At 58.2% G+C, this 15,788-nt stretch carries 10 protein-coding genes; 6 read left to right on the top strand and 4 right to left on the bottom strand.

Annotation, left to right across the window (positions count from 1 at the left end):
• Nucleotides 1-3 precede the first annotated feature (3 nt).
• Both NA78x_RS22625 and NA78x_RS22620 read right to left on the bottom strand, forming a co-directional pair.
• Entirely contained in the window at nucleotides 4-1,410 is a 1,407-nt protein-coding gene (locus NA78x_RS22625) for a DUF1501 domain-containing protein (RefSeq protein ID WP_425614654.1), read from the bottom strand.
• Between the two features lie 44 nt (nucleotides 1,411-1,454).
• Complete coding sequence (locus NA78x_RS22620; protein WP_425614653.1) at nucleotides 1,455-2,903, bottom strand: DUF1501 domain-containing protein; 1,449 nt, start codon at nucleotides 2,901-2,903, stop codon at nucleotides 1,455-1,457.
• A gap of 292 nt (nucleotides 2,904-3,195) precedes the next feature.
• Here NA78x_RS22620 and NA78x_RS22615 point away from each other — a divergent pair, with 292 nt between their 5' ends.
• The 6 genes from NA78x_RS22615 to NA78x_RS22590 all read left to right on the top strand — a co-directional run bounded on the left by NA78x_RS22615 (nucleotide 3,196) and on the right by NA78x_RS22590 (nucleotide 11,380).
• Nucleotides 3,196-3,729, top strand: a complete 534-nt coding sequence (locus NA78x_RS22615) for a hypothetical protein (protein ID WP_425614652.1) — start codon at nucleotides 3,196-3,198, stop codon at nucleotides 3,727-3,729.
• A 195-nt stretch (nucleotides 3,730-3,924) separates the two neighbouring features.
• Nucleotides 3,925-4,356, top strand: coding sequence for a hypothetical protein (locus NA78x_RS22610; protein ID WP_425614651.1), 432 nt, complete (start codon nucleotides 3,925-3,927; stop codon nucleotides 4,354-4,356).
• Nucleotides 4,357-4,728: 372 nt separating this feature from the next.
• On the top strand, nucleotides 4,729-5,262 hold the full coding sequence (locus tag NA78x_RS22605) for a hypothetical protein (protein WP_425614650.1): 534 nt from the start codon (nucleotides 4,729-4,731) through the stop codon (nucleotides 5,260-5,262).
• A 138-nt stretch (nucleotides 5,263-5,400) separates the two neighbouring features.
• Complete coding sequence (locus tag NA78x_RS22600; protein ID WP_425614649.1) at nucleotides 5,401-5,658, top strand: hypothetical protein; 258 nt, start codon at nucleotides 5,401-5,403, stop codon at nucleotides 5,656-5,658.
• 71 nt (nucleotides 5,659-5,729) lie between these two features.
• Nucleotides 5,730-7,256 (top strand): BBP7 family outer membrane beta-barrel protein, encoded by a 1,527-nt coding sequence (locus NA78x_RS22595; protein WP_425614648.1) that lies wholly within the window; start codon nucleotides 5,730-5,732, stop codon nucleotides 7,254-7,256.
• Between the two features lie 299 nt (nucleotides 7,257-7,555).
• Nucleotides 7,556-11,380 carry a SpaA isopeptide-forming pilin-related protein gene (locus NA78x_RS22590; RefSeq protein ID WP_425614647.1) on the top strand — a complete coding sequence of 1,275 codons (3,825 nt, stop codon included), beginning with the start codon at nucleotides 7,556-7,558 and terminating at the stop codon, nucleotides 11,378-11,380.
• A gap of 13 nt (nucleotides 11,381-11,393) precedes the next feature.
• On the opposite strand, the gene NA78x_RS22585 is transcribed toward NA78x_RS22590, so the two are convergent.
• Together NA78x_RS22585 and NA78x_RS22580 are read right to left on the bottom strand one after the other, a co-directional pair.
• Nucleotides 11,394-12,818 (bottom strand): DUF1501 domain-containing protein, encoded by a 1,425-nt coding sequence (locus NA78x_RS22585; protein WP_425614646.1) that lies wholly within the window; start codon nucleotides 12,816-12,818, stop codon nucleotides 11,394-11,396.
• A gap of 27 nt (nucleotides 12,819-12,845) precedes the next feature.
• On the bottom strand, nucleotides 12,846-15,332 hold the full coding sequence (locus NA78x_RS22580) for a PSD1 and planctomycete cytochrome C domain-containing protein (protein ID WP_425614645.1): 2,487 nt from the start codon (nucleotides 15,330-15,332) through the stop codon (nucleotides 12,846-12,848).
• Nucleotides 15,333-15,788 lie beyond the last annotated feature (456 nt).

Raw genomic sequence — 15,788 nt, 5'->3', positions numbered from 1 at the left:
GCTCTAGGTGAGGCCGGTGATGGGCTTGGGCGTGGTGATGGCCCGAACCAGATCTTGCGGCAGGCCCGTCATCAGTCGCACCTGGCCGAGATCGAGCAGGCTGTGCATAACGGTCGCCAGCAGATTCTCAAGCTCTTGCGGCTCGGTGTGAGGCTCGCCCGCATTGTCGTTGCTCTGGCCGATCACTTGCCCCATGTTCAGCCCGCCGCCACTCACCAGCAGCGGTGAAAGACCGCCCCAGTGATCGCGCCCGCCGTTCTTGTTGATCCGCGGTGTGCGTCCCATTTCGCCACAAACGACAACAAGCACCTTTTCGCTCAGCCCTCGTTCGTGCAAATCGTCGATCAGCGCCGAGAGAGCATAGTCGAGCGGGTTGCCCATGTACTGCATTCCCTCTTCCACGCCCGTGTTGTTCACATCGGCGTGCATGTCCCACACGAAGTTCGTCGTCACGGTCACAAAGCCGCAACCCGTTTCGCACAAGCGGCGGGCGAGCAGCAACAGCTTGCCCAGCGACTTGGCGTTGTCGACATAGTTGTTGTAGTTGTTCCACTTGCGGCTGATTTGATCGGGGCGCACCAGCGGAGCCGTATCGTAACGAGCGATGGTCTTGGCATCTTCACTCGTCAGATCAAACGCCTTGGCGATCCCGCCGAGGACCGTTTGAAAAGCCTGCTGTTGCAAGCGATCGACTCCGGAAAGATTGCCCTGCGCATCGAGGCCGCGCTGCAAACGATCGAGCCCTGCGAGCAAGTTGCGCCGATCTTCCACGCGATCGCGCGACATGCGCAGTTCGAGATCCTTCTGAAAATTTCCTTCACCGCCGGGCGAGAACGGCGCGTAAGCGGTGCCCAGGGAACCCGTCGAGCCGAACTTGCCAAAGTTGCTCGATTCTTTCTGCGTGCTGGAATCAACTGCCCGAGGATACAGCGCCGCGTTTGTCGGCATGCCGGTCACCGGATGATTGGCACCAGCGATGCGAGCATAGAGCGAACCCATGTTCGCTCCGAGGGTGGTCTTGCCGACGATGGGCTTGATATCGTGATTGCCGTCGCCAGTACGAAACGAGCGAACGATGCTGAACTTGTCGTTCATGCTCGCCAGGCGACTGAACGTGCTGCCGAACGTAATGCCGGGGAGCTTGGTCGAAATCTCGCCGGTCGCACTGCGCACACCAGCCGGCGCTGTCATCTTGGGGTCGAAGGTTTCGATCTGGCTGGGGCCGCCATGCAAAAACACGAAGATCACCGAACGATCGCGCAGGCCTTTGCTCTTGCCGCTGGCTGATCCGGCCAGTGCTTCGCGTGAGGCGAGCAATTGCGGCAAGGTCAGGCCGCCTAATGCCAGGCCACCCACGCGCAGAAAGTCGCGCCGCCCGAATCGCGAGTTGCCGTCATGAAAGGTGAGCATGGGTAAGTTCCTGAAATCGCAGGCGGGAAAGGCGAGGGGAGGGGTTAACCAAACAATTCTTCGAGGACGCGGCCACCATCGACGATCGAAACGGGCCGTCCGGTGGGATCGGGAAGTTGCAGGTGGGGATTGATGCCAAGGGCGCTGTAAATGGTCGCGGCCAGATCTTCGGGCGTGACTGGTTTGTCGATGGGGTACGCAGCGTCTTTGTCGCTGCTGCCGTACACAATGCCGCGCTTGATGCCGCCACCGGCGAGCACTGCTGGGAAGAGCGTGCTCCAGTGACTGCGGCCCCACGTGGCATTCGCTGCTTGCGGCGTGCGTCCCATTTCGCCCATGCAAACGACGAGCGTTTCGTCGAGCAAGCCGCGATCTTTTAGATCACCAACAAGCGAAGCCAGTGCGTTATCGAGCGCCGGGATCAGATGCTTTTGCAGGTCGGCACTCGTGGTGTGCGAGTCCCAGCCATAGCCATCGACAGCATCGAAGTGAACGGTCACAAAACGCGTGCCCGCTTCGACCAGTCGACGGGCCATGAGCGTCGATTGGCCGAACAAGTTGCGGCCGTACTTATCGCGCAGATCGGCCGGTTCGGCTTGCAAGTTCAACGCCTTGCGTGTGGCTGATGATGTGGCCAGCGACCAGGCTCGCTGCTGCAAGCGATCCCAGGCCTTGATGCCCGGGTGACGATCGAGTTGTCGCAACGAGTCGTCAAACTGCGAAACGAGCGTTTGCCGCTTCTCGAGTCGATCGAGCGTGATGCCCTCGGGCAACGACAGGCCTTGTATTTCGAACTTCAGTTCGTCGTCGGTGCAATCGCGCGAGTACGGATTGTCCTTCGCAGATCGCTTGGGAATGCTGGTCGTCAGACCATCGTAGCCGCGGCCGAGCCAGCCGCCGTATTCGCCGGGACGACGCAACTGCGACGAGTACTCTTGCAGTTTGCCCAGAAAATTCGGCAGCACGGCATAGTTGGGAAGTTCACTCCCCTTCGCACCAGGCGAATTCTGCGCAAGGTACTCGGTAACACTCCCCATTGAGGGCCAGTCGCGATTGGTGGCATTAAAGCCGCCGCCGATTGGCACCTGCCAGCGATGCCCGGTTTGAATGTAGTGGCCGCCGCCGCTGTGATCGTTGTAGTTGTGCGTCATCGTCCGAATGACGCACAGTTGATCGGTGATGCTCGCGACGCGTGGCAAGTGCTCACTGATGCGCAACTCGGGCGTGCGACAGGCGATGGTCCGGAAGGGGCCGCGAATCTTCGCGGGCGCATCGGGCTTGCAGTCGAAGGTTTCGAGTTGGCTGGGCCCGCCAAACAGAAACAGAAAGATGACCGACTTCGCCCGGGGTTTACTGCCAGTGGTCAGGCCTTCCGCGGCCAGCAACTTCGGCAGAGTGAGGCCGAGCAATCCCGCGCCGGCAGCTTGCAGGGCAGTGCGCCGCGCAAGGCCATCGCACGTGATCGCTCCGCGATTTCCGAGCAGCTTCAGCATTGGTCGCCTCGCAGGCAAAGTGGTGGGAGAGGCATCAGTAACAAGCTATCGGCCGCTGCTGATGGATGCAAGAGAATTCTCTTGTCTCGGCAATAGTGAAATAGGCTTAAAGTGAAGTAATCAGAGTGGTTATGTCTCTGCGATGTGCTCAGCCACTTTCAGCGGAACAACGAACCGTTTCACCTATTCGGCTGGTATCCATGCAACTTTACCCCCGGTTTCGGTTTTGCAGGAAAGTGCCCCGTCGTGTGGACACCTGCCGCAGAAAACACCGTTCTTAGGAGGCTGGTTTATGTTGCACAGGTTCGTCGCAGGGATGGTTGTTGCAGGCTGCTTGCTGGTCACTAACGCTAGCAATGCTCAAGAGACAGGACTACCGGGGCCCGAAGGGGGAACGAAGGTTTACGATGTGACGGTGATTGGACTTGTTGGTGGAGGTAACGGCACTTACACGTTCACATCGGAGGGGATGGGAACGGAAGAGCCCACAACCTCGGCGCTGGTGGCCTTGGAAGGGACGTTCACTGGCGTCGTGAACGACGTGACCACGACCGGAACCTTCACCGGTCAGGGGACCACCACCGATGCCGCCTTCATGGTGAACGGCACGAGTACTGCCGGGACAGTGACCATCACCGGTGCTGCGGGCGTGGACTATGTGTTTGGAATCATTCGGACCCAACCGACAACCTCCACGGGTCGTTTGCGATTCCTGCGAGCACTCTTGAATACGTCGATTGTGATCGGTAGTGCAGCAGCGGAAGAACCGCCGACCGAAGAACCACCCATGGAAGAACCGCCGCCGACGGAAACGATGGCCGAGTAGCCGCTTACTCTTCATTTTCCTTGATCGAAGTGCCATGCTCATCCCAACGGATGGGCATGGCACCGATCGTTTCTTGGCTATTAGTTAATTGCTCTTCGCGGTCCCCATTTCCAAGATTGGCCCCAAGATAACGAACTCGTTATATTCAAGCTTGCTGTTAAACGCTCAAGTGCCTGCTCAATCAAGGAGTCTGTGATGGGAATCCGTAGCTTGCTGCTGTCGACTGTGGCGTGTCTTTCGCTGGTGGGCGGTCTGTCGACGTCGATTCAAGCCCAATCAATTGACGGCCGCGTGGTCGTGGTCGACTTCCCCTTCGAAGACATTCACTTGGAATTTGTCGAATCGAAAGGTGAATTCGCCGTCAATTTGAAAGCCACGAGCGTGTACGTCTCGGGAACTGACTTTTATGTCGGTGACGGCAAAGTTGCCGTGAAACTCGAATCGTCCACTTCCAAAGGGATCGTGTTTCAGGGGCAAACCAAACTCGAACACGGCTTCAAGTTCAACAAAGGCGAAATCATCACGTTGCTCCCCGGCTACAAGCAGGCTGCGGACCTAAAACCGGGCGATGTTTACCTGAAATTGCCCCTCGTGTTTCAGGAACCAAAGAAGCCGAGCGAAAAGTAGGGGCGATTCGTGAGGGACCGCTGTGGGGCGCGACGTCGACCGCACCCTACGACATGGGAAATATCTTCTGAAAACTTGCTTGCAAACGAAGTGTACATCTGTACAATATCGGCAGCAGTTAACACAGGGTTGCTGCGCAGATTGCAAGACTGTTTTGAGGAGATTTCTATGAGCACGGTAGAAAATGGTGGGGAGTTGGTGGTTTGCGAGTCGCCGGTGAATGTCGAACCGCAAAAGGGGGGTGTCCAATTAGCGGGAGCTAATTTGGACAGCAATGTTGATATCTCTCGAGGAATACCGCAGGTTACTGTCCAACAAGCGACCCTCTCCTTGGACAAGTTGGTTAACAATGAGAGCGCAATTTCCGTTGCCATGACGACGGTTCAAGTGTCGCCGGGGACCGCTCCGGTTCAAACTGCCCAGCAGGCTCTAGGAATTTCCGCGCCAGCTCAGTTCACGCCAGCGACCAGGAAACGGATCATCACGCCGGAAGTCGCGGAGCAGATTTGCATGCTCCTTTCGATTGGCTTCTCCCGACGGCAAGCTGCTTCGTACCTCGGATTCGCCCCCACTACCATTACCAACGCCGTGGCTCGCGACCCGGAACTGGGATTTCAGTTGCAGCGGGCCGAGAACGTCAGCGACTTGCAGCCGGAGTTGACGGTGATGGCGGAAGCGCGCAAGAACTGGCGGGCAGCAGCCTGGTACATGGAGTTCAAAAAGAAGAATCCACGGCCGCTGACGGAAGCAGAGAAGGAAGAGCAGCATCAGGCAAAAATGGAGGAGGATCGCCGCTCTGCGGAGGAGACCAAGGCCTATTTCGCTCATCTTCAAGGCCGCACGCCAGAACTTTCACGGTCGAAAGGAACGACGCGGGTTGTTACTCGGCGGCGGTCACGGGCGTGAGCGAGTTTCATCGTCGTCAGCTTTTCAGCGTAATCATCTTGCTCCGCCCATCGTAGTCATCTTGCTCCGCCCATCGTAGTCATCTTGCTCCGCAAGATGAGGCATTGCCGCTTCGCGGGGACATCTCGGCGGAGCGAGATGAGTACTCGGGACACCGTAGTCATCTTGCTCCGCAAGATAGGCTTGGGAGATACGGGGAGGAGCATCTCGACGGAGCGAGATGAATACGGGGACATCTCGGCGGAGCGAGATGAGTACGAGAACATCTCGGCGGAGCGAGATGAGTACGCGGGGGAGGGAGGAAAGATTTCGGGAATTCTGGCTGCGGGAGTTCAAATTGGTCTTGCCACGAAAGCGGGAGTTGCACTACAAGCGGCCCCTCTTCGTATCCACTGACTACCCGCAGTGATTTCGGCGACTACTCAAAGATGTTCGTTCAGCAAATCTCTCGAGGAGGGAATCTCGTCGTGCGTCCCTCGATAAAACTTACCGTTCTGCTACTGGCAGGTTGGCTCGCTCTCGTCGCAGGCACAGGCATGACTGCTTGGGCTCAGACGTTGGGCGCGAGTCGTCCGGGCGCTAGTCCAGGTGCCATGCCGCAACGTCGTTCGAATCCTACGCCGCCTGCGCGGCGCGGATCGACGACTCAAGCGGCATTCCAAGAGACTGCGCCTGCGGAAACGGCACCCGCAGAACCTCCTGCCGAATTGCCGGCTCCGGCCCAAGCTCCGGCATCGCCCGCGTCGCCCAGCGATAACAGCACGTACTATGCTCCCGAGCAGGAGCAATATTTTGACGATGGCAGCTTCGCTGGCCACGATCCGGGCTATGGCAACTACTGCGGACCAACGGGCTGCGGTGTATTCGGCGGGCTGTGGGTCCGTGGCGAATACCTGCTGTGGGACATGAAGGGGATGAACACTCCGCCCCTCGTTATCAGTTCCACCGTCGACAATATCGATCCCGTCAACTTGCATCTGAACGACAACGGCGATCTCGGCGCGACGAGCCCCATCTTCATTCTGTTTGGTGGCAACACGATCAACGGCGACGTGCGCAGCGGAGCCAAGCTCTCGGCCGGCGTATGGCTGGACAACTGCCAGTCGATTGGACTCGAAGGTGACTACTGGGCGCTGAGCGACGGCGACGAATCGTTCTATCGCAATTCGAATGGCAGCCCGATCCTCGCGCGGCCGTTCTACAACGTACTGTCGGGCCTGGAGAGTTCGGAAGTCGTGGCCTTTCCGACTCCGATCAACGGCGTCGATCACAGCGGGCTCATCGACATCGATAGCTCGACACGCTTTCAAGGCGCTGGAGCGCGGGCCATCATCAATCTGGGTTGCAACAGCGGTTGCGGCACTTCGTGGTGGAATGGTTGCCCGATGCCCACGGCCGGACGTTGCGATTTGATTGTTGGTTATCGCTACATGCGGCTAGATGATTCGCTGCGAATCATCGAACGCTCGAACCTCGACCCGGGTGGCGATTTTGATATCACCGACAGCTTTGATACCGAGAACACGTTCAACGGCATCGACTTCGGTTTTCGGTTGCAACACCAGCGAGGCTGTTGCTCGGTCGAGTTGTTGTCGAAGATCGCGCTGGGCAATACGCACAGCCAGGTAGATATTGATGGCAGCACGATCATCACGCCCACGGGTGCCGCCTCGCAGCAATTTGTGGGGGGCATTCTGGCTCAACGGACGAACATTGGTCGTTATACCCAGGATGAATTTGCAGTCGTCCCCGAATTGGGATTAACTTTGGGCTACGAGCTAAATCCTTGCTGGAAACTGACTGCTGGCTACACTTGGCTGTACTGGAGCCGAGTGGCCCGAGCAGGTGATCAAATTGATCGGAACGTCAATCCCGATCTGATTCCGGAAGAGGCTGATCCTCCTGCTGACTCACATCTATCACCACGCTTTCGCTTTGTACACGACGACTTTTGGGCTCATGGCTTAAGACTCGGTGTGGAGGCAAATTGGTAGTAGACAGTGCGTCCCACCTGGGAATGCCATCAATTCAGTGATAGCGGCAGCACGAGCGTGCGAGCCGCTGTCTGCTTGGATAATGGCAAAGTTTGCGGTCTGTAACGACCGATATCCCCTCCAGGGTTATTGCGCGAAATTGGGGAACAGGGGGCCGGCTACGTCTGTCTGTAGCCGTTTTTCTCATCCGCAGTACGAGCCGCCACGGTCGTAATCACGAACCGTGTGTGAGGCAGCGTCGCGGAGAGAATTTGTCTCTTGACTTCCCACCGCATTGGTCGAGGGGGAGTTCGCTGTCTATGTCACGTACATCGTCGTTCCGTTTTGGTTCTGCCTTTGGTTCCTCGCTGCGAGGGATGTTCTCGCGCTGGTGGAAACGCCCCGAGATCAAAGCTGCCACGCGCCGCACTCGGCGACGCAGTTTTCTCGAGCCTCTCGAGAACCGCTCGGTGATGGCCTCGGACCTGGCTGCCATCACGGGCATCGTGTTCCTCGATACCACGGGCAACGGCCTGACCGCAGGTGAGGAAGTTTCCGGCGCGACCGTGAACCTATACACCGATGATGGCGACGGCATCTTCGAACCCGGCGCTGGCGATACGCTGGAAGATACAGCCGTCACCGACGCGAATGGCGAATACACCTTCGAAGATTTGGGCCTCGGAACCTATTGGGTCGAGCAAGAAGCCAATGTTGGCTTGGGCATTCTGCAAGACATGGCCCTGGTGACGATTGTCGATGACGCCGGCAACGATGGCACGCTGATCGACAGCTTTCAGACTACCGCGCCCGACGTGATCGCCAGCGATCCGGTGGGCTCGACTGATAGCGACACAGCGGACGCGCCCACCTCGGAAGTCATCGGCGGCGAACGTGACTTGCTGGTGGAACTGACTGCCTCAAACGGCGCCGACAGCGTGCAACTCACGGTCAACGCCAACGGCCTCAGTTTGAATCCGAGTTTGAACGCGCAGGGTCTGTACACCGTCACCTGGGATGGTGAAGACAACGATGGCGACACGAACGGCTTCGGTCTCACCGATGGCACGGGTGGCGTCGACCTGACCGACAGCGGAAACTCGGCTGGAATCTTGCTGCAGGGCGTGGATGTCGATCAAGCGGGTGGCAGCGCGACGGTGCGGATCTACACCAGCGCTGGCAACTTCTCGGAACTCAACATCGTGATTCCGGACGCAGGGATCAACGACCTGTTCCTGAAATACGACGACTTCACGATTGGTGCCGGCGCGGGCGCGACCTTTACCAATGTGACCGCGATCGAACTGGAGATCGATAGCACGATTGATGCGATGGACGGCAACATCGATCTGGTGCGGGCCATTGGCTACAGCTTTGTTACCGCTGACTTCGACAACTTCGTGGAGAGCGATTTGGAGTTGACGAAGGACGTCAGCGACAACGCGCCGAACGTCGGCGATCAGGTGACCTTCACCATCACGGTCAGCAACCTTGGCCCCGATGGCGCGACGGGCATTGAAGTGACCGACCTGTTGCCGGCCGGCCTGACCTTTGTCAGCGAGACCGTCAGCCAAGGTACGTACGACGAAGGTACCGGAATTTGGCTCGTAGGCAACATTGCCGCCAATGCCGATGCCACTCTCACTGTGACAGCCACTGTTACTTCGCTCGGGGCGAAGACCAACACTGCGACGATCACGGACCTGACCTCCACCGACCTCGACACCTCGAACAATACCGACAGCGAAATCGTCACTCCGCAGAGTATCGATCTCGCGCTGACGAAGACGGTAAACAATGCCACGGTGGGCGTTGGCCAGAACGTCACGTTCACCATCATCGTGGCCAACACAGGTGTCGACGATGCCACGGGCGTCGAAGTCACCGACCTGTTGCCCGCCGGCTTCACCTATGTTTCGGAGACGGTGACGCAAGGCACCTACGATGAGCTCACGGGCATTTGGACCGTCGGGGCCGTCAATACTGGTGATGACGCGACCCTCACGATCACCGCCACGAAGAACGCAGCTGGCGCGGTCATCAACACGGCTCAGGTAAGCGATGCGGATCAGACCGACGTCGATTCCACTCCCGGCAACTTCGGCACGATCCCTGGCGAAGATGACGGTGCCAGCGTCACGGTGAACGATACGACGATCGACCTGGCTGTTACTAAGACAGTCGACAACGCCACGCAAAGCGTTGGGCAGAATGTCGTGTTTACGATTACGGTTTCGAACACGGGTCTGGGCAATGCCACCGGCGTGGAAGTGACCGATCTGCTTCCCGCGGGGCTGACGTTTGTCTCCGGAGTTGCTTCGACCGGTACCTACCTGAGTGGTACGGGGGTGTGGACCGTCGGTACTGTGAACACGGGCAGTAGTGCCACGCTGACGCTCACAGCCACGGTTGCTACGGTGGGGGCGAAGACCAATTCTGCTTCGGTTACCGATGCCGATCAAACCGATGTCGACTCGACACCCGGCAACTTTGGTACGGCACCCAGTGAAGACGATGGTGCTTCCGCTACCGTCACGCCGCCGGCCATCGATCTCTCGATTACCAAGACGGTGAACAACGCGACCCAGAACGTCGGTCAGAATGTGGTCTTCACGATCATCGTCAGCAACAGCAACGCAGTGGGCATTGCTAACGCCACAGGCGTCGTGGTGACGGACCTGCTGCCAGCTGGCTTGACCTTCGTTTCGGCAACTCAGACCGTCGGTACCTATGTCAGCGGAACCGGTGTCTGGACTGTGGGGAACCTCAATGCCGGTGCCAGTGCCACGTTGACCATCACAGCCACCGTCGCCAGTGTGGGTGCGAAGATTAACGCCGCGGAAGTGACCGCGGCAACTCAGCCGGACCTGGATTCAACGCCCGGCAACGGCGGCACCGCCGAAGACGATCGGGCTACGGCTACCGTCACGCCGCCACAAGTCGACTTGTCGCTGACGAAGACGGTGAACGGCGGAGCTACGGCCACCGCCAACAAGAATCAGAACGTCACTTATGTCTTGACGGTTTCCAATGCTACTGGCCAGTCGAATGCGACGGGTGTGGTGGTCACGGACTTGTTGCCCGCTGGCTTGACCTTTGTCTCGTCGACACCTTCCGTTGGCAGCTACAACTCGACGACCGGTGTCTGGACCGTCGGCAATCTGAATGCTGGTGCAAACGCCACGCTGACGGTCGTGGTCACGGTCACCACGAGCGGCGTAAAGGTTAACACCGCCGAAGTTACTGCGGTTGACCAAGGCGACTTAGACTCGACACCGAACAACCGCGGCACGGCACCCAACGAAGACGACACCGCCAGTGCCACAGTCACACCGAATGTCTCCGACCTGTCGGTGACGAAGACTGTTGACATTGCGACGCCGAACCGCAACCAGAACGTGGTCTTTACGATCACGCTCGCCAACGGTGGTCCGCAGACAGCGACGAATGTGAACGTGACCGACGTGTTGCCAGCCGGCATGACGTTTGTCTCGAACACGGCGAGCACCGGCACTTACAACTCGACGACCGGTGTCTGGACAGTGCCTTCGCTGAACTCGGGTGCGAATGCCACTCTGACCATCACGGCCACGACTGCAACTGTCGGTGCCAAGACCAATACCGCTGCGGTGACAGCCTCGGAACAGTTCGACAACGACTCGACGCCCGGCAATCAGGCTACAGTGCCTAATGAAGACGATACCGCCAGCGTGACGGTAACACCGGTGGCGACGGACCTCTCGGTCACGAAGACGGTCAACGACACGACGCCCGAGCAAGGCGACAACTTGACCTTCCTCATCACGGTGAGCAATACCAGCGCCGTGAATGCGACGAACGTGGTGGTCACCGACTTGCTGCCCGCCGGTTTGACCTTTGTCTCAGCGACCGCTTCGCAAGGCACGTATGTCAACGGCACAGGGCTTTGGACGATTGGCACCATCAATGCCAACGGCAACGTCACTTTGACGGTCGTCGCAACAGTGACCAACAACAGCACGAAGGTGAACACGGCTCAGGTGACGAGCCTCGATCAGTTCGACATCGACTCGATCGCTGGCAACAGTGTGGCCACCGAAGATGACCAGGCGAGCGTTACCGTCGAGCCCTTCCTGCTGAGCAAGCGGCTGTGCGTGGTACGATAGTCGCAAGGGTGCCTTACGAAATGATCTGGCTGACCACGTTCCCGTAAACGTCGGTCAGCCGGAAATCGCGGCCGCCGTAGTTGAACGTCAAGCGTTCGTGATCGAGCCCGAGCAGATGCAGGATGGTGGCATGCCAGTCGTGGATGTGCACCGGCTGCTCGACGGCTTCGTAGCCAAACTCGTCGGTGGCTCCATGGGAGTAGCCACCCTTCACGCCGCCACCGGCCATCCACAACGTGTAGCCTTTGTTGTTGTGATCGCGACCGGTGCCGCTTTGGCCATAGGGCGTGCGGCCGAACTCTCCCGCCCAGATGACGAGAGTATCTTCGAGCAAGCCGCGCTGCTTGAGATCGGCGAGTAAGGCGGCCGCGGGCTGATCGGTGGCCAGGCAGCTTTTCGGCAGCGTGTCTTTGATGAGGAAGTGGTGATCCCACTGAGTTGGAGCGGTCACTTCTACGAACCGCACGCCAGCCTCCACCAGTCGCCGGGCGAGGATGCATTGCCGGCCAAAGCGATCGGTCGGCAAGCCGGGGCCAACACCATATTGCTTGAGCACGCTCTCGGGCTCAGCTCGCAGGTCAAGCACATTGGGCACTTCATCCTGCATGCGAAACGCCAACTCAAACGATTCGATGGCCCCTTCGATTTCCGGATGATAAACGTCCTGCTTCAACTTTTGTTCGTTGAGCTTACGAATCAGATCAAGTTGTGCTCGCTGCAATTCGCGAGGCACTTCGGCATTGCTGAGGTTCGTGAGTGGTGGTCCGGGCTCTTCGTCTTTGCCGAGAAGTGCGGCGTAGAAACCGGGGATTTGATTGCCGCCAATCTTGGTGCCCTGGCAGATCGCAGGGAGAAAGGCGCTGCCGTAGTTTCTCGCACCACCGTTGTCCGACGGCGGATTGATCGTGAGGAAGCCGGGTAGGTTCTCGTTCTGACTTCCCAAGCCATACAGCGACCAAGCGCCGACCGACGGTCGGACGAATTGGAAACTGCCCGTATGCATTTGTGTGAAGGCCTGCGCATGATTTGGCAGATCGGTGTGCATACTACGGATGATGCACAGATCGTCAGCCTGCTTGGCCAGGTGCGGAAAGACCTCGGAGACCCATTGGCCGGACTTTCCATGCTGCTTGAACTGGAAGGGGGATCCCATCAGTTTCGCCCCGCCACGATTGCCGCCAATTGGCAAGTTCTCTCCCGATTTCTCTTGGAGCGTGGGCTTGTAGTCGAACGTGTCGACGTGCGAGGGCCCGCCGTTCATGCAGAGGAAGATTACTCGCTTGGCTCGCGCCGGAAAGTGAGTCGACTTAGGTGCGAGCGCACTGCCACTGACGGCCTTGTCCTTGGCGGCTGCCCGATGGGCGAGACTCGCGAAAGCTAAGTAACCAAATCCCGAGGCAAGCGACTGCAGCACGTTTCGGCGAGAGAAGATTTGCATGGTTGTTCCGCCAACTGTTTGAAATGCCTAATCGACGTTGCGAAACTCGGCCGCAGCCAGCAGTGCTTGGCAATATGCGGTTAGCAGTTTCTGCTCGTCAGCCGCCGCCGATTCCTGCGACAAAAACTCGGTGGCGAGTTTCCGTTCGGCCGCGCTGGGGGCACGTCCGTAGCAAAGCAAGTAGGCCCGATCGACCCGTTCCTCCGCCTCCGGCCCTTCCTTCTGCAAACGCTTCGCCAGACCGGCCGCTCGCGCAAGGACGAAGGGACTATTCATCAGGTAGAGAGCCTGCACGGGAACATTCGTGATTTCACGATCGCCCGTTACTAGGCTGGGTTCTGCAAAGTCGAACAGATCGAGCACGTCAGGCAAGCGATCTCGCAGGATTGGCAAGTAGACGCTCCGGTGACGAGAGCCATCGAGATCGCCGGGCAATTTGGTATCGAGGCCAATGAGCGAAATCGGCCGATCGCCAATTTCCTTGCCGACCAAGCTGCCAATGGGCCGCTTTGGATCAAGTTCGCCCGCAGCGGAAAGCATGGCATCGCGAATGGCTTCTGCGGACAGGCGTCGCTTGCTCGCACGCCATAGCAGGCGATTGTCGGGATCGATTCGAAACGCAGCGGCATCATAGGTTGAAGCCTGACGATATGCTCGGGATAGGACCAATTCGCGGACGAGTTTGTTCAACGACCAACCATTGGCAACAAACCGAACGGTTAGGTCGTCGAGCAACTCCGGATGGCTAGGCAGTTCGCCGCTGAAGCCAAAATTGTCGGTCGTCGCAACAAGCCCTGCGCCAAACAGATGTCGCCAGACGCGGTTCGTCATGACGCGCGCGGTGAGTGGATGATCGGGATGCGTAAGCCACTGGGCGAGTTCCAGCCGCCCACTTTGGGTGTTGCTGATGACGGGTTGTTTCGACAGTTCAATTACGCGCGGAAAGCCACGGGGCACCTTTGCGCCAGGCTTATGGATTTCGCCTCGTTCCAGCAAGGGCGCATCGTCGATCTGGCTGGCATCCAGCACGCCCATTGTCAGCGGAAGTGCGTTGCCCTGGTCGTCCACTTTTTCCAACTGCCCTTCGATGCCACCCGTACCCCAAAAGATCCGCAGGGCGTCGGTAATCGAGTAATACTTGTCGGTGTCCTCGCCTTTCTCAAGGGCCTTTTTAGCCGCTGCTTTGCGATCTTCCAGTTCCTGCTGAAGACTGGCGAGTTGCTTCTTCAGATGAGCGACATGTGCGGGCGTACATCCGGCATGAAGGATTGGCTGCTGGGCATCTCGCGGCAATGGCAGCGGGTCGCCGCTGATGCGATTCGTAGGGGTGACGTAGGTGCCGAAGTACGTCTTGGTGCTAGAAAACACGCCAGCCAAAGCGTAGTAGTCCTGCATCGAGAAGGGATCGAACTTGTGGTCGTGACAACGAGCGCACGCGACCGAATTGGCGATCACCGCCCTCGTCACGGTATCCACCTGCTCGTCGATCACATCCGCGGTGAATTGCTTCGCGTCGGCTTCGTCCAAGTTCTTCGGGCCCACGGCGAGGAAGCCGGTGGCGATGAGCAGGCGAGCACGCTCGCGATCATCACTGGCGGGCAACAAGTCCCCCGCTATCTGTTCGACGATGAACTGGTTGTAAGGGATGTCTGTATTCACAGCATCAATGACATAGTCGCGATAGCGCCAGGCATACGGAAACGCCATATTGGCTTCTTTGCCACTCGACTCCGCAAAGCGGGCAACGTCGAGCCAATGACGCCCCCAGCGTTCACCAAAGTGTGGCGATGCAAGAAGTTCGTCAACTTCCGCAGTGAGCGCTGCCTCGATTCCATTCTTCTCGATCAGCGATTTAAAAGAACTGATGTCGGCTAGTGTCGGTGGCAAACCAACAAGATCGAAATGCAAACGCCGCAGTAGTATGGCTGGATCTGCGTCGGGCGAGGGGTGAAGGTTCGCTGCCTCGAGTCTCGCGAGCACGAAATGATCTAGCTTTGAACGGGGCCAGGTCTTGTCGGCGGTTGCGGGTGCTTCGTGAGCCCGCGGTTTTTGAAAGCTCCAAAACTTACGACCCGTTTCAATATCTACGGGACCAGAGATGGTCGTTGCGGCAACAGCTTCCCGAGGATCGGGTGCGCCGAGACGAATCCACTGCGTAAAGTCGGCGATGACTTCCGCCGGAAGACGATCTTTCTTAGGAGGCATCTTCAGGTCGGAGTCGGTGTGCGAGATGGCAATCAGCAGCGGACTCTGCTCGGGCTTATCGACCACAATCGCCGGGCCACGGTCGCCACCTTTGCTAATTCCCGCGCGCGAGTCGAGCAGCAATCCCCCTTCAGACTTCTTCGCCCCAACGGAGTGACACTGGTAACAATGCTTCACCAGTACTGGGCGAATCTTGCTTTCGAAGAATGCCAGGCCTTTGTCATCTGCGAGGCACACCCCGGCGGTGCTCAATGAACTTAGGGCCGCAAACAGCACGGTCGCTAAACGACGGTTCAGTCTGTAGATCATTTAAGTGCCGACCTCGCCTGTCAGGCGGCATCGTTTCCGTTGCCGCAGATGGATCAATTACTCTCAGGCTCGCTGCATCTGCGACACTATACCGCAGTGGTCCTAAAGGCTCCAAGCAAATACCCGGACGGCGGGTTCGCGGTTTTGAGCATTTTTCGAGCCAATTCAGGCACTTGGTTTGACTGGCACGACTAACTCCCCTCCGCGTAGGTGCATTAAAAGGACAAACTGGCAGAGGTACTAATCCCTACTTTTTTGGTAGTGATAGTTGACTTTACCATCTCAAGTCGATGAGAATCCCCCATGTTACGGAGCTTCAGGGGGTTTTGCTGGATTTATCGAACTAAGCAGACCGCCTACGGTGAACCGCGACAGTCTGTCTTGTGTTTGCAGGGATCTTGGCAAACGGCATATTGCGCTTGGCCGCAATTTGTACGCCACAGTCCCAGCAAGCCT

It is taken from the genome of Anatilimnocola aquadivae, from assembly GCF_049819085.1.
In the GTDB taxonomy this organism is placed as follows: Bacteria; Planctomycetota; Planctomycetia; order Pirellulales; family Pirellulaceae; genus Anatilimnocola.
This window is presented reverse-complemented; position numbering and strand designations above follow the sequence as displayed.

What these genes read in the sequence shown, in the direction of transcription:
- NA78x_RS22625 (WP_425614654.1), bottom strand. Translation starts at nt 1,410, where the DNA reads ATGCTCACCTTTCATGACGGCAACTCGCGATTCGGGCGGCGCGACTTT.
- NA78x_RS22620 (WP_425614653.1), bottom strand. Translation starts at nt 2,903, where the DNA reads ATGCTGAAGCTGCTCGGAAATCGCGGAGCGATCACGTGCGATGGCCTT.
- NA78x_RS22615 (WP_425614652.1), top strand. Translation starts at nt 3,196, where the DNA reads ATGTTGCACAGGTTCGTCGCAGGGATGGTTGTTGCAGGCTGCTTGCTG.
- NA78x_RS22610 (WP_425614651.1), top strand. Translation starts at nt 3,925, where the DNA reads ATGGGAATCCGTAGCTTGCTGCTGTCGACTGTGGCGTGTCTTTCGCTG.
- NA78x_RS22605 (WP_425614650.1), top strand. Translation starts at nt 4,729, where the DNA reads ATGACGACGGTTCAAGTGTCGCCGGGGACCGCTCCGGTTCAAACTGCC.
- NA78x_RS22600 (WP_425614649.1), top strand. Translation starts at nt 5,401, where the DNA reads ATGAGTACTCGGGACACCGTAGTCATCTTGCTCCGCAAGATAGGCTTG.
- NA78x_RS22590 (WP_425614647.1), top strand. Translation starts at nt 7,556, where the DNA reads ATGTCACGTACATCGTCGTTCCGTTTTGGTTCTGCCTTTGGTTCCTCG.
- NA78x_RS22585 (WP_425614646.1), bottom strand. Translation starts at nt 12,818, where the DNA reads ATGCAAATCTTCTCTCGCCGAAACGTGCTGCAGTCGCTTGCCTCGGGA.
- NA78x_RS22580 (WP_425614645.1), bottom strand. Translation starts at nt 15,332, where the DNA reads ATGATCTACAGACTGAACCGTCGTTTAGCGACCGTGCTGTTTGCGGCC.